Source organism: Henriciella litoralis (assembly GCF_002088935.1).
GTDB classification, from domain to species: Bacteria; Pseudomonadota; Alphaproteobacteria; order Caulobacterales; family Hyphomonadaceae; genus Henriciella; species Henriciella litoralis.
Map to the genome: position 1 here is coordinate 2954691 of NZ_NCSS01000006.1, position 18781 is coordinate 2973471.

Annotated in this window: 14 protein-coding genes and 2 pseudogenes; 7 read left to right on the forward strand and 9 right to left on the reverse strand. The window is 59.1% G+C overall.

All coding sequences use genetic code 11. The annotated features are described in order from the left end of the window. Positions 1-66 precede the first annotated feature (66 nt). From B8783_RS17880 to B8783_RS17900, 5 genes are all read left to right on the forward strand, one after another. Complete coding sequence (locus tag B8783_RS17880; protein ID WP_084421729.1) at positions 67-2274, forward strand: TonB-dependent receptor; 2208 nt, start codon at positions 67-69, stop codon at positions 2272-2274. 72 nt (positions 2275-2346) lie between these two features. Further along, entirely contained in the window at positions 2347-3726 is a 1380-nt protein-coding gene (locus B8783_RS17885; RefSeq protein WP_084421730.1) for an acyclic terpene utilization AtuA family protein, read from the forward strand. A gap of 38 nt (positions 3727-3764) precedes the next feature. After that, positions 3765-4073: a DUF4387 domain-containing protein gene (locus tag B8783_RS17890; RefSeq protein WP_084422181.1), complete on the forward strand. Its 309-nt coding sequence runs from the start codon at positions 3765-3767 to the stop codon at positions 4071-4073. Between the two features lie 44 nt (positions 4074-4117). After that, a complete protein-coding gene (locus tag B8783_RS17895; RefSeq protein ID WP_084421732.1) occupies positions 4118-4876 on the forward strand; it encodes a class II aldolase/adducin family protein in 759 nt (252 codons plus the stop codon). Between the two features lie 133 nt (positions 4877-5009). Further along, positions 5010-6389: an MFS transporter gene (locus B8783_RS17900; protein WP_169711853.1), complete on the forward strand. Its 1380-nt coding sequence runs from the start codon at positions 5010-5012 to the stop codon at positions 6387-6389. A 67-nt stretch (positions 6390-6456) separates the two neighbouring features. Here the strand turns inward: B8783_RS17900 and B8783_RS17905 are convergent, their stop codons facing one another. The 5 genes and pseudogenes from B8783_RS17905 to B8783_RS17920 all read right to left on the reverse strand — a co-directional run bounded on the left by B8783_RS17905 (position 6457) and on the right by B8783_RS17920 (position 10766). Next, complete coding sequence (locus B8783_RS17905) at positions 6457-7455, reverse strand: phosphoglycerate dehydrogenase (RefSeq protein WP_084421736.1); 999 nt, start codon at positions 7453-7455, stop codon at positions 6457-6459. 22 nt (positions 7456-7477) lie between these two features. Then, positions 7478-8083 carry a 3-isopropylmalate dehydratase small subunit gene (leuD, locus tag B8783_RS17910; RefSeq protein WP_084421737.1) on the reverse strand — a complete coding sequence of 202 codons (606 nt, stop codon included), beginning with the start codon at positions 8081-8083 and terminating at the stop codon, positions 7478-7480. Beyond that, positions 8073-9503, reverse strand: a complete 1431-nt coding sequence (leuC, locus tag B8783_RS17915; protein ID WP_084421739.1) for a 3-isopropylmalate dehydratase large subunit — start codon at positions 9501-9503, stop codon at positions 8073-8075. The genes leuD and leuC overlap by 11 nt, the downstream gene beginning before the upstream one ends. Positions 9504-9654: 151 nt before the next feature. Continuing rightward, positions 9655-9741, reverse strand: a pseudogene (locus tag B8783_RS18890) (IS6 family transposase); the annotation flags it as partial. 110 nt (positions 9742-9851) lie between these two features. Then, entirely contained in the window at positions 9852-10766 is a 915-nt protein-coding gene (locus tag B8783_RS17920) for a LysR family transcriptional regulator (protein ID WP_169711854.1), read from the reverse strand. A gap of 378 nt (positions 10767-11144) precedes the next feature. Here B8783_RS17920 and B8783_RS17925 point away from each other — a divergent pair, with 378 nt between their 5' ends. Continuing rightward, positions 11145-13361, forward strand: a complete 2217-nt coding sequence (locus B8783_RS17925) for a TonB-dependent receptor (protein WP_084421743.1) — start codon at positions 11145-11147, stop codon at positions 13359-13361. 184 nt (positions 13362-13545) lie between these two features. Here the strand turns inward: B8783_RS17925 and B8783_RS17930 are convergent. From B8783_RS17930 to B8783_RS17940, 3 genes and pseudogenes are all read right to left on the reverse strand, one after another. Continuing rightward, positions 13546-13767 (reverse strand): annotated as a pseudogene (locus B8783_RS17930) (DDE-type integrase/transposase/recombinase); the annotation flags it as partial. A gap of 173 nt (positions 13768-13940) precedes the next feature. Continuing rightward, complete coding sequence (locus B8783_RS17935; RefSeq protein ID WP_084421747.1) at positions 13941-14864, reverse strand: NADP-dependent oxidoreductase; 924 nt, start codon at positions 14862-14864, stop codon at positions 13941-13943. 44 nt (positions 14865-14908) lie between these two features. Continuing rightward, entirely contained in the window at positions 14909-15280 is a 372-nt protein-coding gene (locus tag B8783_RS17940) for a hypothetical protein (RefSeq protein WP_084421749.1), read from the reverse strand. A gap of 116 nt (positions 15281-15396) precedes the next feature. Here B8783_RS17940 and B8783_RS17945 point away from each other — a divergent pair, with 116 nt between their 5' ends. Then, the gene (locus B8783_RS17945) at positions 15397-16314 is read left to right on the forward strand and encodes an AraC family transcriptional regulator (protein WP_084421751.1); all 918 of its coding nucleotides are present in this window, start codon (positions 15397-15399) and stop codon (positions 16312-16314) included. A 112-nt stretch (positions 16315-16426) separates the two neighbouring features. On the opposite strand, the gene B8783_RS17950 is transcribed toward B8783_RS17945, so the two are convergent. Further along, entirely contained in the window at positions 16427-18766 is a 2340-nt protein-coding gene (locus B8783_RS17950; protein WP_084421753.1) for a serine/threonine protein kinase, read from the reverse strand. Positions 18767-18781: the final 15 nt, after the last annotated feature.

Sequence of the window (18781 nt, forward strand, 5' to 3'; positions counted from 1 at the left end):
CCTGGTTTTAGGCTCGCGCATCGGTGGACGACACACCGGATGAAAAACGGACTGGGAGGAGTAGACATGAAGACCCTAACGACGAGCCTTATGGCCGGGGTGTGTTCTTTTGCATTGGGCGCAGCTCTGGCGATGCCGGCGCAGGCGCAACAGGCAGTTGACTCGCAAGATGCAGAAGAGGGCGATGCGCGTCTGGGCGTTGTCACCATCACGGCGCAGCGCCGGGCTGAAAGCCTACAGGATGTACCAGTCACGGTGACCGCCTTTGGTGCAGAAGAGATTAAGAATGCGCGCATCCAGCAGATCGACGACATTGTGAGCCGCACGCCGGGTCTCAGCTTCGATGCATTTCCGGCCACGCAGGCCCGCCTGTTCATCCGAGGGATCGGTTCATCTGATCGCGGCGCTGCAGGTGACCCCAGCTCGGCTGTTTTCCTTGATGAAGTTTATCTCGGTCGGCCTGCCATGGTCGCCTTCGACGCTTTTGATCTGGAGCGGATCGAGGTGCTCAAAGGCCCGCAAGGCACGCTGTTTGGCCGCAACGTCGTGGGCGGTGCGATCAACGTCATCACCAAACGGCCCGATCTTGAAGGCTTTGATGCCGGCACAAGCCTTACCTATGGTAATTACAACCGGCTCGACGGGGCCGGCTTCGTCAATCTGCCATTTGCAAACGGGTCGAGCGCTGTTCGTGTCAGCGGGTCCTATCGCAGTCATGACGGCTATGTAGAAAACCGATTTCTGAACGAGGACGTTGAGGATCAGGACACGCTGAGCGGGCGGGTGCAGTTCTATACCGAGCCAACCGAAACGATGCGTGTGCATCTGACGCTGGATGGCACGAGGGACCGCTCATCCGGCCCAGCCAATCACGTGCTCGAGCTCGATTCGTCTGATCCGCTCTCGAATTTCTACAGCCAAAACTTCGATCCAGACGTGACTTATGGTTCACGGGTCGGCTTTCAGGATCGTGACACCTATGGCCTACGCGGTGAGATCGCGAATGACTTCAGCTTTGGTACACTGACCTTTCTCGCCTCCTATCGCGACCTCGATTACGGGTTCAATTACGACTTTGATGGAGGGAACCCTGACCCGACATCACCCGGTTTCAACGGCGTCGATATCAGCAGCGACTCTCCAGACGTAAGCGGGGAGCAATCAGAACTTTCCAGTCAGGAATTGCGGCTTTCTTCCCTCCCTTCGAGCAATATTGATTGGGTTGTCGGGCTTTACCGGTATGCCCACGAAGTTGATCGGCTCGACGTCTTCACGCTCGATTCTGCGCTCGTCGCCCCGATCCCGTTGACAGAAGTCTTCGATCAGCATGCCGAGCTCGACAGCTATGCTGTCTTCGGTGACGTCTCCGTTCCGGTCGGCGACCGCTGGAATATCTTCGGCGGTCTGCGTTATTCAAAGGACGAGAAGTCCTACACTGTGGGGAACCTCGATAGCGATGCGCCTCTTCGTGCTGACGACATATTTGAGGCGAGCGCTTCGGCCGATTTCGACGACTGGACCTATCGCGCCGGTCTCGAGTTCCAGGCCACACCTGATGATATGCTGTATGCCAGTATCTCCCGCGGTTATAAGAGCGGCGGTTTCCAGGATCAGCCGGCGACGGCCGCCGAGGCTGTCATTCCATTTGAGCCCGAGTCGGCCATCCAGTATGAAATCGGTCAGAAGAGCACGCTGTTTGACGGGGCGATGATCTGGAACAACACGCTGTTCTATCTCGACTATACCGACCTTCAGACGGTCCAGACCATCAACGGTATCAATGTCACAAACAATGCAGGCGCAGCGACCATCAAGGGCTATGAAACCCAGCTTGCCGTCTCGCCAGCTGACGGCCTCAATCTGGCCGTGGCCTACGCCTACACGGATGCGACCTTTGATGAGTTCGTAGAGGGCGGTGTCGACTATTCGGGCAACAGGATTTCTCGGACACCCGAACACAAGCTCACGATCTCGCCCTCCTATGTGTACACATTCGCCAATGGGGTCGATCTGACGCTGGCGGCGGATTACCGGTATGCCAGCGAGATATTCGACGACAACAGCAACCAGCCTCCGGAAGTGCGAGATCCGACACATTTCGTCGATGCGCGCGCAATTCTGGGAAATTTTGGCAACGGGCTGGAAGTGTCGCTTTGGGGCAAGAACCTCACGGATGAGCGTACACGCACCTTCCAGGCTGTATTCCTTGGCGCCAATTTCGGGGCGTTTAGTCCACCGAGAACCTACGGCGTGACGCTGTCCTGGGACTACTAGGCAAACAACAGGATCAGAAGATCTCTCACCGCAACGTTTCCTCCCATAGCTTTTTAGAGACCGATAGCAAAAATGACCAATGATAGCGGCTTTTCAGTAAAAGTGCTTGTGCCGTGCGGATCGCTAGGCGCGGGCGTGCGCGAAGACGAGGTCGAGTACGGCCTTTCCCAAGGCGCTCAGGCCATCGCATCTGATGCCGGCTCAACTGACAGCGGTGCAGCCTATCTCGCGACTGGAAAATCCAAGAATAGCCGCGGGGCGGTAAAGCGGGATCTGACGATCCTGATGAGGGCCCATGCGAATGCTGGGATTCCGGTCATTATCGGGACCTCGGGCCAGGCTGGCGGCGATCTCAATGTCGACTGGACCCGGGACATTCTTCTGGAAGTGGTCGACGAACTCGGCCTCTCGCCCAAGATTGCCTTGCTGTACAGCGAGCAGTCTTGCGCCGACATCAAGACCTTCAACCGGGAAGGTAAGATCAAGCCATTACCCCCCCTTGGGCCGCTCGATGACGAAACTGTCGACGAATGCGACCACATCGTCGCGCTGATGGGCGTCGAGCCGTATATCGCTGCGCTTGAAGCCGGGGCGGATGTGATTCTGGGCGGCCGGTCAACGGACCCCGCCGTCCTGGCCAGTTTTCCCATATGGAAGGGAGCAGGATGGGGGCCGTCATGGCATGCCGGCAAGATTGGCGAATGCGGTGCCCAATGCGCCGACAAGCGGGATGGAGCCGGCGTGCTTCTCACAGTCGGCCACAAAGGTTTCGAGGTTGAGCCGCTTGCGCAGGACAATCTCTGTACGCCGCAAAGCGTTGGCGCTCACATGCTTTACGAGAACACCAATCCTTACGTCCTTACCGAGCCGGGCGGTCAGCTCGATGTGACGGGGGCGACGTATGAGCAAGTGCCCGGCGATCGCGCGGTCCGGGTCCACGGTGCGCAATGGGTGAAGCGGCCCTATACGATGAAGCTCGAAGGCGCTGGGGGCGGGATGTATCAAACCATCATGCTCGTGGGCATTCAGGATCCGGATGTACTGGCTGACGTGTCCGGATTCCATGATCGGTTCTTGGCTGCGCTCGATGCGAGGGCACGCGAGTCGATGCCGCCTGAAGAGCATGACCATTTTAATATCTCGGTCAGAATGTATGGCTGGAATGCCGTTGACGGCGCTGCGGTTCCGGAGGGCACGCCGCCGCCGCGCGAGATCGGCGCTTTGTTCGTTGCAACAGCGAGGTCGCAGGAACTTGCCAACGCCATCGCGCATGCCTGCAATCCTTACTTCTTTCACTATCCGGCGGTGATGGAGAAGGAGCTTCCAAGTTATGGTTTTGCCTTCACGCCGGCCGATGTTCCGCGAGGCCAGATCTACGAGTTCAAACTCAATCACGTGGTTGAAGTTGATGATCCGCTGCAGCTTGTGCGGACAGGATGGATCAATCCATGAGCGCTGTCCCGGATAGAGAGAAAAGGGTGCCGAACACTGTGACCAAGCTACGTGACGTTTGTGAGCACATCAGATCGAAGCAGGCCGGCCCGTTCTGGGTGACCATGGATATATGGTTCGACAGCGCTGACAGTTTCGAAAGATACAAGGACAGCCAAGCGTTGGGCCCCGAAGCCTTTCGTCGCCTTTACGGAACAGATGCGGCGCTCGTTAAAAAGATAGACGTTCCCGAATTCCACCTCATCAAGATCTCTTATCCAAGAGCGACCCCACAGGGCGGAATGGTCGAGCGCGACATGCATTCGGGCCAGCAATATGTCCGGCTCCTGGATGTCGATCTCGACTAAATCTGCCGCACGCCGCCACTCGAATACAAATCAGGAGCGACACCATGACTGCACTTGCTGAACGCCAGCTGCCATCTTGCACTGAAGCCGAATGGAAAATCCGCTGCGATCTCGCCGCCGCGTACCGGTTGGTCGCCCTGTTCGGATGGGATGACCTCGTCTTCACGCACATTTCCGCTCGGGTGCCCGGGCCAGAACACCACTTCCTGATCAATCCCTATGGATGGCTGTTTGAGGAGATCACGGCGACTTCCCTCGTCAAGGTCGATCTCGACGGCCAGAGGGTCGATGCCTCAGATGCGATTGTAAATCCTGCCGGCTTCACGATCCATTCGGCCGTGCATGACGCGCGCGAGGACGCCAATTGTGTCCTGCACCTACACACGGTGGATGGGGTAGCCGTCTCCTGTCAGGAAGAAGGCCTGCTGCCAATCAATCAGACATCGATGTTGCTCAATGGCCAGCTCGCTTACCATGACTATGAAGGCATCGCGCTCGACCATGACGAGCGGCCAAGGCTTGTCGCCGACCTTGGCGAGAGCAGTGTCATGATCTTGCGCAATCACGGCACGATGGCTGTCGGCGATTCCGTCGGATCGGCGTTCACCTTCATGTACTTTCTCGAACGCGCCTGCTCGATCCAGATCGCAGCGCAGGCGAGCAGCCGGCTGATGACCCCGCAAGGCGAGGTGCAGAACGTTGTCGAACAGCAATCGAAGAGCATGGCGAAGGCCGCGGACATGTTGGTCTGGCCGGCCCTCTTGCGGCGTCTTCGCCGGCAGAATCCTGGCTTTGACAGCTAGCGATGGCCCAGCAGGGGCAGGCAGCACAGCGCTCACTCACCTCAGACGTCGCTGATCGGCGCGTGTTCCCGGTGTGATGGCCCCATTCTGATCGCTACAGCCCTTCGTTGGCCTTTTAATGAAACGAGAACCTATGTCCGAGGATACCAAACCATCAGGCCGCCTGCCGCTCTTTCGGCTGCTCGCCTATTGCAGCCTGACCTTTCCGATTGTTGCGGTCGGTTTGCCCGTGACGACCTACTTGCCGCCGCTTTATGCGAGCCAGGCCGGACTTGGTCTGGCGGCGGTGGGCATCGTCTTCATGATCGCCCGCGTCTGGGACGTCATCTCGGATCCGATCGTCGGCATCGTTGTCGACCGGTATCAGTGGCGCCATGGCCGGCGGAAGGCGTGGATCGCCGTCAGCATTCCGATGATGTGCATCACCGCCTTCTTCCTGTTTATGCCGGAACGGGGCGGCCAGGCGAGTGCGGGTTTCCTGCTCCTGCAGCTGCTCATCATCTACACCGGCTGGACCTTCCTGCAGACAGCCCACCAGGCTTGGGGCGCTGACCTGGCGCCGGGCTATGACGACCGCTCGCGGCTGTTCGGAGCCCGCGAAATCGTCAATGCGTGCGGGACGATTTTCATCCTGGCCCTGCCAGCGCTCGTCGGTATGCGATTTGAGGTCGATGCCTATACCGAAGTTTCGGTTATGGGCTGGTTCCTGATCCTTGCCCTCCCGGCCGCCGTGGTGCTGGCTTTCGTGTTTGTCCCTGACAAGACGATCTCGCCAGTCAAGGTCGAGCGCCAGGAGATGAGCCTCAAAGAGATCGCGGCGAGCCTGAAGAACTCGACGTTGTGGCGTGTCCTCCTGATCGAGATCGCGACCGGTGTCGGCGTTGGCGTTACCGCTGCAACCTTCCTCTTCGTCGCGAGAGGTATCGCCGGATTTGAAAACGGTGCGAGCACCGTCCTGCTTGTCTTCTTCGTCGCCTCGATAATCGGTATCCCGCTCTGGCTGTGGTTCAGCAAGCGCCTGGAAAAGCACACTGCGCTGATGATTGCCTGTCTCTACTCGCTGACCGGCAATATCGTGATCATTCCGGTGCTGTTATTTGGGCCGACCTGGCTGTTTGTTGCCATGATTGCTGTCATGGGTATCGGCTTCGGCGCGCCCCAGGCCCTTCTGCGGTCGATGATGGCCGATCAGGTGGATCGCGAGGATGTACGATCAGGTGTCAACAAGGCCGGCTTCTATTTCGCTTTCATGAGCACGGCCTACAAGATCGGCCAGGCGCTGGCGATCGGGATCAGTTTCCTGCTTCTGGCCTTGATCGGATTCAATCCCGAAGAGCCAGGCGACCCGAGCCACCGGATCGGGCTGATCATGGTTTTCACGCTTGCGCCGATCCTCGTCTTCGCCCTGTGCGCGTTTCTGTGCCGCAACTATCCGCTGACACGGCAAGCGCACAGAGAGGACCGTGAGTTACTGGAGGCGCGGGCCTCTGTGGTACCGTCGAGCGATGCATAGAGGCTGAAAATCGCTTAATAGCATGGCGCTGCAGCCCCGGTCCGGCGCTGAGACGCGCCGCCGCCTGTCAGCGCCCGTCGACGATCACGCATTGGCGAGGCGGGTCGCGGCCGTCGATCACATCGGCCGCGCAGACGGCGGCAATCATGTTCGTGCGCGCTAGCGCTTCGTGCGTTGATGCCCCTGCATGCGGGGCTGCGATGACGTCATGGCGTGCGATCAGGGCGTCAGTGACAGGCTTCAGGGAGGGATTGCTCTCGCTCTCATAGACATCGAGACCAGCACCAAGGATGCGCCCGGTCTCAAGTGCCTGTAGCAGGGCGGCATCGTCTACCAGGCCGCCGCGCGCTGTATTGATCAACACTGCCGTCGGCTTCATCGTCTCGAAGGCGTCAGCATCGAACATGTGCTTGGTCTCGGGCGTGAGAGGGGCGTGAATGGATATGTAGTCGGCTTCTCTCAAAAGGGTCTGAAAGTCGACGGGTTTCAGTCCATAGGTCTCGATATCGGCCGGATCGAGGCGCGGCGAACAGACCAGAATATCGGCGTCGAAACCCTGCAGCCGTTTTGCAAGACTGCGCCCGATCCGTCCGAAGCCGAAGATGCCGACTGTCTTCTGATGGAGTTCCGTTCCCACAAGGATGCCCCATTTCCGGTCCGCCATCGCCCGGCGAGCTTCCTCGAATCGTCTGCCGAGTGAGATCATCATGCCGATCACCTGATCGGCGACTGAAGCGTCATTGCCACCTGCTGCAATGGCAACCACCTTGCCCATCTCTTTCGCGGCTTCAGTATCGACCTTTTCATAGCCGACGCCCCGCCGGGAAATCACGGCAAGATCAGGCAGGGCAGCGAGGACATCACGTGTAATGCGCGCATGGCCAACGATCCAGCCGCCAGCGCCAGCCAGCAGTTTCTCGATATCGCCGACATCAAGATCAGCTTCGGACTTGCCGTCCGGCAGTGTTGCAATCTTCACCTCGATATTCCGATCCCTGAGATAGGTGATGGCTTTTTCGTCAAAGAACTTCTGGGTGACGACCACTTTGCGGAGCGGGGTGTTCATGTATTGAATTCCTCAGTTTCGATCAGGCAAGCCATGGCCGGTCAGCAAGATACTGGTCCTGGAACGCTTCGATATCCTTGCGCCGTTGCAGCGTCATGCCGACCGCATCAAGGCCTTGAAGAAGCATCGTCTTGCGCTGTTCGCTAATGTCGAAAGTCAGCGTCCGGTCCTGCGTCTCGATCGCCTGGCCGGGCAGGTTGATGGTGACTGTTTGCGCCTCCTGGGCGCAGCCGGTCAGATGACCGACATCTGTTTCGGCAGCTTCGATGGCGAGCAGCCCGTTTCGGGCACAATTATCGAAGAAGATGCCAGCAAAGGACGGTGCGATGATCGCTCTGATACCAAGTTGGAGAAGGCCCCAGACCGCATGCTCCCGGCTCGATCCACAACCGAAATTCGCGCCCGTCACCAGAAATCGGGCATTCCGCCACGGTGGCTGGTTGAGGACGAAGTCCGGGCGCGGCTCACCACGCTCATCAAATCGCAAATCATGAAACACGCCGCGCTCCAGCCCGCTGCGGTCGATACCCTTCAGAAACGTCTTCGGCATGATGACATCGGTGTCGATATTCGCGGCGGGAAGGGCCGCGATCGTGCCGGAGACGTGGTCGAACGGGTCAGGACGCATAAGACACCTCGAAGTCACGGACATCGCAGAGATGGCCGGCCACAGCTGCGGCAGCAACCATGGCAGGGCTCATAAGATGCGTCCGTGCGCCGGCACCCTGACGGCCTTCAAAATTGCGGTTGGTACTTGAGGCACAGCGCCCGCCGGCCGGGATCACATCATCATTCATCGCTAGGCACATCGAACAGCCGGACTGGCGCCATTCGAAACCCGCCGAGAGAAAAACCTGGTCGAGGCCTTCCGCTTCGGCCTGGCGTTTTACCTCACGCGAGCCGGGAACGATGATCGCCTTGACGCCGGCCGCCACCTTGCGCCCGTCGAGAATGGCAGCTGCGGCGCGCAAATCCTCGATGCGGGCATTTGTGCAGGACCCGATAAAGGCGTGGTCGATCGCGATGTCGGTCATGCGCGAGCCGGGCGTGAGCCCCATATATTCGAGCGCTCTTTCGGCGTCGCGGCGTCGAGACGGCGTCGGCTCAAGCGCCGGGTCGGGTATCGTGCCATCGATCGGAAGCGCCTGATCGGGGCTTGTGCCCCAGGAGACCATGGGCTGGATTGTCTGCGCGTCGAGCTCGATGCGCCGGTCGAACTGCACGTCAGGATCGGACTTCAGCGTCTTCCAATAGGGATAGGCCAAGGCGAGATCATCAGCCTTGGGCGCCCTGGGCCGTCCGGCGATATAGTCGAAGACTCTCTGGTCCGGCGCGACCAAGGCGCCTCGGGCTCCGCCTTCCACCGCCATATTGCAGATCGTCATCCGCCCTTCGATGGAGAGGTGTTCGATCGCAGTCCCAGTGAACTCAACCGCATGACCCTGCGCCCCATCGGCGCCGATCTCGCGGATGACCGCCATCACGATATCTTTCGCCGTCACTCCGATAGGAAGCGTCCCGCTAATTGCGACTTCCATCGTCTTTAGGCGACGATAGAGCAAAGTCTGTGTGGCGAGGAAGTGTTCGATATCGGACGTTCCAATGCCGAAGCCGAGCGCTCCAAAAGCACCGTAAGTCGTGGTGTGGCTGTCGCCGGCTGCGATAACCAGTCCCGGCAGCACAAGGCCCAGCTCCGGCATCACGACATGCTCGATGCCTTGCTGGGTGTGGAACAGATCGAAGAGTTCAATGCCAAAATCACGGCAGTTGCGTACGAAATACGACATTTGAATATCGTCGGACTGGTCCTCGGGCGACGTCATGTCAGGCGGCTGTGTCGAGTTCACATGGTCAATGACCCCGAGGGCGGAGCCGGGCCGAAACACCTTCCGATCCGCCTCCCGCAGAGCAGTAAAGGCCTGCGGGCTCGTATACTCGTTGAGTACCGTGCGATCGACGTAAAGCAGGACCTCGCCGCTCGCCTCATCGATCGTACGGACCGTATGGCTGTCGACCAGCTTGTCATAGAGAGTTCTTGGCGCGGTCATTCTGCTCCAGAGTCAGTTCTTTCCCAAAACAGATTAGCAGCCGGCAGCGCTCATTTGTGGTGCAAATAACGCATCAATTCATTCACATCTTGCGCCCCTGAAAGTCGTTTCGAAGATGTCGTTTAACTAATGCAAACTTGTCTCAGCTTTTCGAGAGCGAAGCGCGCATGTACCTCATGACTGCAAGCTGGATGATCTCTGGCGACGTCTTGAAGTAGCGGAACGGTGACTTGGTCATGCCGCGAAGGGTAGGGCCCTTAGGCTCCGCGGTACAAGCCAAGTTCTTCTGACAATGCCGGCTGTATGATGATTACATTCCGTAAACGGCTCAATCGGAGTAGGGTAACGCTAAGACAACAATTCGAGCCCAGCCTTTTCCAGCCCTTGGCGGACGAGATCGATAATTCCGCGCACGACTGGAAAGTGAGCTGCCTCATCGGTGACGGCGACTGAGCAGGCTGAATGATATCGGCGAGGCAGCGGCAGGGTCACGAAGCGTCCGGACTGAAGATCAGACCGAAAGACGAGCTGGGAGGCGAGGGCGACAAAGTCCATCTCTTCGACCAGCCTGTGTGCACATTCCATATCCGACGTTCTGACGGTTGTGAGGATTTGTTCGGCCCCAGCGGGCAGGCCTTCTGAAAAGTACGGCGCGTAAGTCTTGTAACGAACGGTCGAAACATGAGGATAATTCAGACTGTCTTGCCAGGTGATGTTTGCGATTTTGGTCAAGGGATGGTCGGCGCGAACGATTGAGGAGCCAGGCTCATCCACAAGCGGCAGCACGCGCATGTCGGGGAAGTCCAGCAGGGGGCTGAAGTGTCCGACGACAAGATCGAGTTGGCGTGAAATCAGTCTGTCATACAGTTCGTCAGAGGCAAGCACGTCGACGTCGAGATGCAGGTTGGGAAAGCGGGTCAGAATTTTCGTGACCAGTTCCGGCATCAGCAATGCCTTCGCGCCGGGCCCGATGCCCATTCGAACGCGGCCGACTTCTCCGCCGGCAAGAAGTTCGACTTCTCGGGCGAGCTGATCCGACCAGCGCAGAATTTCGCGGGCACGCGCGCTTATGTGCGTTGCAAATATCGTTGGTGTTGCCGACCCTCCGCGCCCGCGTTGAAAGAGGACCTGACCGAGCTGATCCTCAAGACGAGCGAGAGTCTTGCTCAGTGTCGGCTGTGAAACGCCAAGTGTCTGCGCCGCCTTGCCAATGCTGCCACGCTCACAGATTTCCGCGACAAGGCGCAGGTGATGAAGATCCATTTCGCGGTCTCGCAATCCAGGGCCGTTCAAAGCCGAAATTCTCAAAAAGCATAGACTAAGGCTATGTCCCCACGCAATCATCTTCTGTTTCGGAATATCGGTGGCTCGACAATACTCACATCAACCGGCGAACAGAGACCGGATGACAGGGAGGGGTTTGTGCTTGTTAAAAGTGCACCTTCGACATCTGTGAATCGTGACCTCCCGAACGTTGCCTGTCTTTGACAGACCAGGCGGCAGCATCTGCGCTGTGAGCTTGTCGGCTCGAAATTTGGAGAAGTGCGCCAGACCCCACCATCAATAAAATGGCGCCATGCGGAGGAAGCATTGAGAGAATCAAAGTGGAAGAGAGCGATACTCGTAGGGATCGCGACATCTATGGCTGGTGCAACCGGCGCGGTCCACGCGCAGGAGGCTGATCAGGATACGGAGCAATCGCGCACCCTGGAGACAGTGACCATTACGGCGACCAAGCGTGAAGAAAACCTTCAGGACGTGCCGATCTCGATCTCGGCGTTCAGCGAAGCACAGATCGAAGCGACCGGCTCACAGAACCTGCAGGACCTGGCCAACTCCATTCCGAACCTCGTCTATCCTTCAAGCCGTGAAGGCGGCGGCGCCGATATCTCGATCCGGGGCGTTTTTCAGCAGGCCCAGCCGTTGCAGATCGGCTTTGACAATGGCTACGGCGTCTATCTGGACGGCGTCTATATGGGCAAGCATTTCTCGGTCAATCAGGATCTCGGCGAGATTGAGCGCGTCGAAGTCTTGCGGGGGCCGCAAGGAACACTTTTCGGAAAGAACACGATCGCAGGCGCGCTCAACATTGTGTCCAAACGGCCCGACAATGAATTCGGGGGACAGGTCTCTGCCGAAATCGGCAATTACGATCTGAGACGTGTCAGGGCGAGCGTCAATGTCCCGATCGTTGAAGACAAACTCGCTTTCCGTCTGGCGCTGTCGGGTACCGAACGCGATGGGTATGTAAAGAACAAGACCCTGGGGGTAGATCTCGCCAATATTGATGACTTCAACGGTCGCCTCCTGGTCGGCTACACGCCAACGCCCAATACAGGTGTGTATCTCTCAGTCGATCATCGCCACTCCGTTTCACGCCACTACGAGGCGGAGAACGCGGATATTGGCTTCACCAATTACACCGGAGATGATGAGCCATTCACAGTGTATCGCGACTTCGTCGATCGAAATGATCTACAGACATTTGGTACATCGCTGACGGTCGAGCACGAGTTCGAGAACGGATTCTCGTTGACTTCGATTACGGGCTATCGCGACGACAAGATCAATGCGCCGAGAGACGTCGATGGATCAGACTTTGGCGGCTACAACCGCAACAAGATGGTGGTCGGGCAAAATCTGTTCACCCAGGAACTGCGTCTGGCATCGCCTGAGTATGATCGCTTCGATTATGTGGCTGGTCTGTATTACTTCAAGCAGGCCAACAGCCGTGATGAAGTTGCAGAGGTTCTGCCGACCTGGATTCCGGCGCTCGTTGGCTTTGCGAATTTCCAGTATGATGTCGATGTCGAAAGTTATGCGGCATTCTTTCACTCAAACTTCCGTGTCACCGACGATTTCACACTGTTTGGTGGCTTGCGTTACACAGATGAAACAAAGGAACTGGAAGCGCTGCAGACCTCTGATCCGGCGGCGATCCTGCCAGCTTTTGGTGTGCCATTCGGCCAGGCGGATATCGATGAGGATATCCAGGATAGCGACATCTCATACACTGCCGGCCTGCGCTACCAGTTCACCGATGACATTATGGCCTATGGGAGCGTGGCAACCGGCTACAAGTCGGGTGCATTCAATGTCGGCGGTAACATCACGACCGGTATTCTTGCCAACGATCTGACCGTCGATCCAGAATCTGTAACCAGCTATGAAGCGGGCATGAAGACCCGCCTGTTCAATGGCATGGTGCAGCTCAATGGCGCTGTCTTCCTGCTGAACTATGACGACCTTCAGGTTCGTGTCTTCGACCCGACCGTCGGAACGATTGGCACCAATGTCCTGAAAAACGCGGCCAGCGTCGAATCCAAGGGGTTTGAGCTGGAATTATCCGCGAGACCCACCGACCCGCTGCTTGTGGCCCTCGGCATCGGATATGTCGATTCCACCTACGATTCCTTTGAGGGTGTGCCGCTCCAGCGTCCCGCTGGCAGCTTTGGCGACGACAATGATGGTGTGATTGACCGGCGAACCGACGCGACTGGCAATCGCGTGCCGCTCGCCCCGAAATGGACGATCAATGCGGCAGTTGGCTATGATGTCCCGTTGCCTAATCAGGGCCAATGGCGCTCACGCCTTGATTACAACTACAAAAGCGAACGGTACGGCGCGGACGGCTCCACGAATGATCCGGCAGACCTGCTACCTGGCTACTCGCTTATAAATGTCCGCACGGGGTATGAATCGCCGGACGGAAATTACGGCATCTATCTCTGGGCAAAGAATTTGACCGATGAAAGAGAACTGGATGAGACCCGGTATATTCAATTCATCACCAGTAGACTGCAACAGCGCTACATCGAACCGCGAACCTACGGCGTTAGCGTGAACATGAAGTTCTAGGTTACAGGCCGATTTCGGAGACGGTCCTCAGAGCAGGTTCGTCTCCGCAAGCTGCGAAGCCACGCCGGACGACTTTGGCGGGTATCGCCAGACAAACGCAAACTCGTCTCTGCTATCTGACGAATAGACCCTCTAAAGCGGCCAGAAGCTGGCGCCATTCGAGGAGAGCGGCGTCACGTTGTGATTTAAAAGTCTGCCGGCGGTTGATGTGGTGATCGGCGACGACCTCAAGCGGCGAGCCGTAGCGCTTCATCGCTTTTCGCAGGAGCTTCATAGCTGCTGTTTTGTCTCGAGTTTTGGTGACGTAACTGTCCAGAACGTCGCCTTCGTAACCTACAGCGCGCCAAAGGTAGTGGGTCTTGCCATTGATCTTCACAAACACCTCATCGAGGTGCCATCGCCAGTGGCGGGCGATTTGGGGAAATCCGAGATCTGGTCTTCAAATCAGGGACTGTGTGGCGGACATCGAAGGAGAATCTTCGAACGTCCTTTTCCAAACTCTATCAGACTGGAACACGCAACTTCAAGCACTTGATCTCGATGGAGGGCCGGACGCATGACCAGCCCGACACAAGATTATCAGTCTGTCCAATCAGCAAAAATAAAGCCCAAGCGCCCCGCGCCTGTCCGCCCCCCGGGGACGACCACCAGCTTTCCTTTGGGCAACCCTGTTTTCTCGAGCTCGACGATGGTCGGAATTGCTTCGGACAGCGGCACGATCCGGCCGATGTCAGGGATGAGTTGGCCTCTTTCGCATGCAATGGTGACGCTGGTGAGTGTTTCCAGGGTCGGGTTGCCGAATACCAGGCTGTGCCGCGACGAGAGCAGACTGCCGATTATCTTGGCCATTGTCGGGACGATATGCAGCGATCGGCCACGCCGCTTGAGCATCACGCTACATTGGCTGAGCGACAATTTTCCCGCAGTATCGAACACCACGTCAAAGCGCTTCCGGTATCGCGCGAAGTCGAACTCATGGTAATCGACAACCTCGCTCACGCCCAAAGCCAGAGCTTCCTCGCGCCCGGCCGCGCTGCAACTCCCGGTGATCCCCGCCCCGTTCATGAGGGCGATCTGCACCGCGGCACGGCCAACGCCGCCCAGGCACCCGGCGATGAACACCGATTGGCCCGCGCTCACCTGCGCCTTCTGCACCATCCCGGTCCATGCGGTCACGGCGACCAACGTCAATGCAGCCGCCTGCTCGAACGAAATCGCCAGCGGCTTGAGGGCGGTATTCTTCTCCTCTGCAATCACTGACTCGGCGAAGGCGCCTGGACCGACGGCACCGACGATCCCGGCGAAATCATGGCCCAGCCCGCGCGGAAACCGGGACCCGGAGAGCATCTTCATTTCGCCGCGACGAATCTTCCAATCCATTGGGTTGGCAGCAGCTGCCCTGACTTGCACGCGGATCTGGTCGGGCCCGGGCTCTGGCTGGGCGACATCTTCGAGCTGCAGCTCTTCGGGGCCGCCAAAGCGATGATATTGAACGCGCTTCATGAGGTTAGCTCAGTTTAAAATGCTGGGTGATCACAAGCGGGCGGTCAACTTCCGCTCCACCATTGCCAAATGAAAGCCGCTGACAGCACCGCCTCGCCCACGACCGAGCGGAAGATGCCGGCACCGGCGCGTCGCGACAGGAATTCGAATAGCCCCATTGACGCAAGAACCGCGACCGCACCGGCCATGACCAGACACATCGCTGAGCGGAAATCCGAGGGAGCCGCATTGCGTCCCAACAGAAAGATCACGGCGAGGCCGAGATAGATCACGCCCAGCCGGCGAAAGAGGATGAGGGCGCCAGCGGTGACCTCAACATCCCACTCCTTGAGGACGCCTGCGCCCGCGAAGATGAAGCGCAACCCCAGAAGGCACGCAGCGCCCGCCGTGATGTACGCCAATATTTGAAAACTCATTGTCGATCTTCCTAATCAGGCACCGAGGTCACAGGCACTATTTGGCATGATCATGGATGATTGTTTTTGGACGATCTATGCTCCATCATCCGTTTTTCGTTGGAGATCGTCCAGCTATGGATCCGCTATCCGATGTCCTCGCTCTATTGGAACCAAGAAGCTACCGTGTCGGTGGCTTCGAGGCGGGCGGCAATTGGTCGATCCGTTTCGGCGCCTATGACGATGCGATCAAATGCTACGCCCTGTCCGCAGGCAGCTGTTGGATCACGGTCGAAGAGGCAGGTCCGCCTTTGCTGCTTGAGGAAGGCGACTGCTTCCTGTTGCCGCACGGCCGGCCGTTCCAGGTTGCGAGTGATCCGACCCTGCCGGCCGAGGATTACCGGCCTTATTTCGTGGGCTCCCCCGAAGGGGCGGTTGTCAGGTTGAACGGCGGCGGCGGGGTCACGGTGCTCGGCAGCCATTTCCAGTTCGCCGGGGCGCACTCAGAGATGTTGCTCGGGCTGCTGCCGCCGATTGTCCACCTGCACAGCAAGACCGATCGCGTGAGTTTACGCTGGGCCTTTGATCGGATGCGCCAGGAACTGGCGGTGGCCCAGCCGGGTAGCGTCCTGATCGCACAGCACCTCGCCCACATGATCTTCGTCCAAGCGTTGCGCCTTTATTTGGGCGAAGGCACCGACGCCGGGTGGTTGTCTGCGCTCTCTGACAGGCAGATCGGGGCGGCGATTGCCGCAATCCATCGTGAACCGGCGCGGCGCTGGACAGTAGAAACACTTGCCGCCGAAATCGGCATGTCGCGATCCAGTTTCGCGGCGCGCTTTAAACAATTTGTGGGCGAAGGACCGATCGAATATCTCACCCGCTGGCGAATGCTGCTCGCCGGCCGTAGCCTGTCGCGCGGCGACGCCATCGGCGCCGTCGCCCGCTCGCTCGGGTATGAATCAGAAAGCGCGTTCAGCACTGCCTACAAGCGCGTAGTCGGCAGCACGCCGCGCCGGCACATGCGCCAAGCAACAGTTGGGCGCCGTAGCTGAGGCTGCATGCAGAATAGAATGGCGGTGTTGTCAGTCTCGCGCGAAGCGGGTCTCCCGGTGCATCGATCTTCCGGGCCTTCAGGCCAGAGCCTCATAGCCGCTAGCCTCGCGCCTAACTTTCTTCCAGTTGTGCGGTGACAATGCCGATCAGATCCGGGCGGCTGCCGTCTTCGGTCAATACGGCCAGCGACTGCTCGAAGTCGGCTCTCGCGCCCTCGCTGTCGCCCGCGGCCAGTTTCGTCTGGCCGAGCTTCAGGAGGTACTGTCCCTTGATGACCGGCACGTCGTCGATCAGGCCCTGATTGCGCGCCACGGTCTCCTCGATCATGGCGAAGGCGGCCTCTGTCTCGCGCTTGCGGGCGAGCGAGCGGGCGATGTCCAGTTCGGTGTAAAACAAGATGTCACTGTTCTCGACATCATATTTGCGGAACAAGTCCGCCGCTGTCTCGAAGGCGGCGATGGCGCCATCCTGGTCGCCTTGCTCGGTCATCGCCATCGCGCCCATGCGGTAGGCCAGGCCAAGGTCTACGCTGGGGCCGACCTCACTTTCGAGATAAGCGATCAGCCGGTCATTCAGAGCCATGGCGTTTTCATAGTCCTTCGAGCGAAGGTACTGGCCCACCAGGTTGTTCAGAAGGGTAGAATCCTTGACCTCCTGCGGCCCGCGCACCTGGCTGTTCACCTCCAAAGCGCTTTCCAGCATAGCGATGGTGCGCGGCCGGGTGTCGAGCATAATAGACCAATAGCTGGCGAACTCGTTGAGATAGACGTAGCGAATGCGCCGCTCATCCGTGGAGAGATCGAAACTGGCGGTCAGAGCGATGACCTCGTCCACCACCGCGTCCATGGTCTCAACATCACCGTCGATCTCGGCGAGCTGCCCGCGCGCGACGAGCAGATCCTCGGCGTAGAAATCAGGATCCTTCTGCATCAGCGTGATCGAGCGAACCAGCGCGGCCCGCGCGCCTTCATAGTCTCCTGTGAAGGTGGAGAAGGTGCCATAGTAGAGCAGCATGATGGACGAGACGGGCGTTACCACGTCCGGATTGTCCGCCTGCGGCTGCAGCGCCTTCAATAGTAGGCGCAGGTCGCCGCGCTGCTCGCTGAGCTGCGCGAGCGCAAACAGGCGCGGCCCGGCAAGGTCCGGCACGTCGGTGAAGCGCGATGCCTCGGTTTCAATCTCCTGCTCGATAAGGGAAGGGATTGTGGTGCTGGCTTCGCCGGTGGATTCTGTTGCGCGCACGATGATGGTGCGCAGCGTGTTGCGGCCCGCCTGGGCGCGCAGGCTCGCAGCCTGCGATCGCTTGAAGGCAAGGTCGCGCTCTTTCAGCGCGTCCTGCGCGTGCAGCATCATGGTCGTCGTGCCCACAACCCCAAGAGCAAGCGCGGCGACCAGGCCGATGCCGAGCAGGGCGCCGACAGGGTACTTGGCGACGAACCGGCTAATCCGGTAGCCCGCCCCGCCACCACGCGCCTCGACTGGCTCCTTCCAGAGAAAGCGTTCGATGTCGCCAGGCAGCGCGCCCGCCGAGGCGTATCGCGCGGCGGGATCGTCAGCGAGCGTGCGGGCCAGGATCGCCTGAAGATCGCGGGGCAGCGCCCCTTTTTTCACGACAGCAGAGGCGCCGTTTCTGGCTGGCGGCTCTCCCGTCAGCAGCTCGTGCAGCGTCGCGCCGAGGCCGAACACGTCGCTCGCCACGGACGCCGCCTCCCCGGCAAGCTGTTCCGGCGCGGCATAGGCCAGCGTCATCGGCGCGCGCACTGAACCGCTGAGTTCGTCGACCAGGCCCGCCACGCCGAAATCGATCACCTTCACCACGCCTTCGCGCGTGACCATGATGTTGGATGGCTTGATGTCACGGTGCAGGACCAGCCGGCCATGCGCGTGCGAGAGCGCTTCGCACACCTTCAGGAAAGCAGTCAGCACCGCTTCCCGCGACAGCCCTTCGCGGGCGGCATGCCCGGCCAGCGTCTCGCCCTCGATCATCTCCATCACGAGAAAGGGCGTGCCGTCCTCGGCGACCCCGCCATCGATAAGGCGCGCGATATTGGGGTGTTCCAGCCGGGCGAGCACCTGACGCTCACGGCTGAAATGCTCGAACGCTTCGCGGTCGGCATGCGCGATGCGCTTCAAGGCACCGGTCTGGCTGTAATGACCATCCGCGCGCTCCACGCGGTAGACTTCGCCCATTCCACCCGCGCCCAGGAAGGCCTCGACGCGCCAGTTGCCGATCATGTCACCCGGCGAGAGCAGGACCAGTCCGGTCGGTGTCGCCCCGCCGGTCTCAAAAAAGCCGGTCGAACGCGTATGAGAGGTCAAAAGCCGGTTCAGCCTGTCGCGCTGTGCAACCGTAAGTTCCGCGCTTGCAATGGCGTCAGCCTGTTCCGCCGGGGGCAATTCCACCACCTGCGAGAAAACCTCGGCGACCTTCGACCAGTCCTGATGCTGCATCCTTGCACCTTCACC

Bases quoted from the DNA above. Each gene is read 5' to 3' on its own strand.
- B8783_RS17900 (WP_169711853.1), top strand. From the start codon at position 5,010: ATGTCCGAGGATACCAAACCATCAGGCCGCCTGCCGCTCTTTCGGCTG.
- leuD (WP_084421737.1), bottom strand. From the start codon at position 8,083: ATGCGTCCTGACCCGTTCGACCACGTCTCCGGCACGATCGCGGCCCTT.
- B8783_RS17920 (WP_169711854.1), bottom strand. From the start codon at position 10,766: ATGGATCTTCATCACCTGCGCCTTGTCGCGGAAATCTGTGAGCGTGGC.
- B8783_RS17925 (WP_084421743.1), top strand. From the start codon at position 11,145: ATGGCTGGTGCAACCGGCGCGGTCCACGCGCAGGAGGCTGATCAGGAT.
- B8783_RS17880 (WP_084421729.1), top strand. From the start codon at position 67: ATGAAGACCCTAACGACGAGCCTTATGGCCGGGGTGTGTTCTTTTGCA.
- B8783_RS17940 (WP_084421749.1), bottom strand. From the start codon at position 15,280: ATGAGTTTTCAAATATTGGCGTACATCACGGCGGGCGCTGCGTGCCTT.
- B8783_RS17895 (WP_084421732.1), top strand. From the start codon at position 4,118: ATGACTGCACTTGCTGAACGCCAGCTGCCATCTTGCACTGAAGCCGAA.
- B8783_RS17950 (WP_084421753.1), bottom strand. From the start codon at position 18,766: ATGCAGCATCAGGACTGGTCGAAGGTCGCCGAGGTTTTCTCGCAGGTG.
- B8783_RS17905 (WP_084421736.1), bottom strand. From the start codon at position 7,455: ATGAACACCCCGCTCCGCAAAGTGGTCGTCACCCAGAAGTTCTTTGAC.
- leuC (WP_084421739.1), bottom strand. From the start codon at position 9,503: ATGACCGCGCCAAGAACTCTCTATGACAAGCTGGTCGACAGCCATACG.
- B8783_RS17885 (WP_084421730.1), top strand. From the start codon at position 2,347: ATGACCAATGATAGCGGCTTTTCAGTAAAAGTGCTTGTGCCGTGCGGA.
- B8783_RS17935 (WP_084421747.1), bottom strand. From the start codon at position 14,864: ATGAAGCGCGTTCAATATCATCGCTTTGGCGGCCCCGAAGAGCTGCAG.
- B8783_RS17945 (WP_084421751.1), top strand. From the start codon at position 15,397: ATGGATCCGCTATCCGATGTCCTCGCTCTATTGGAACCAAGAAGCTAC.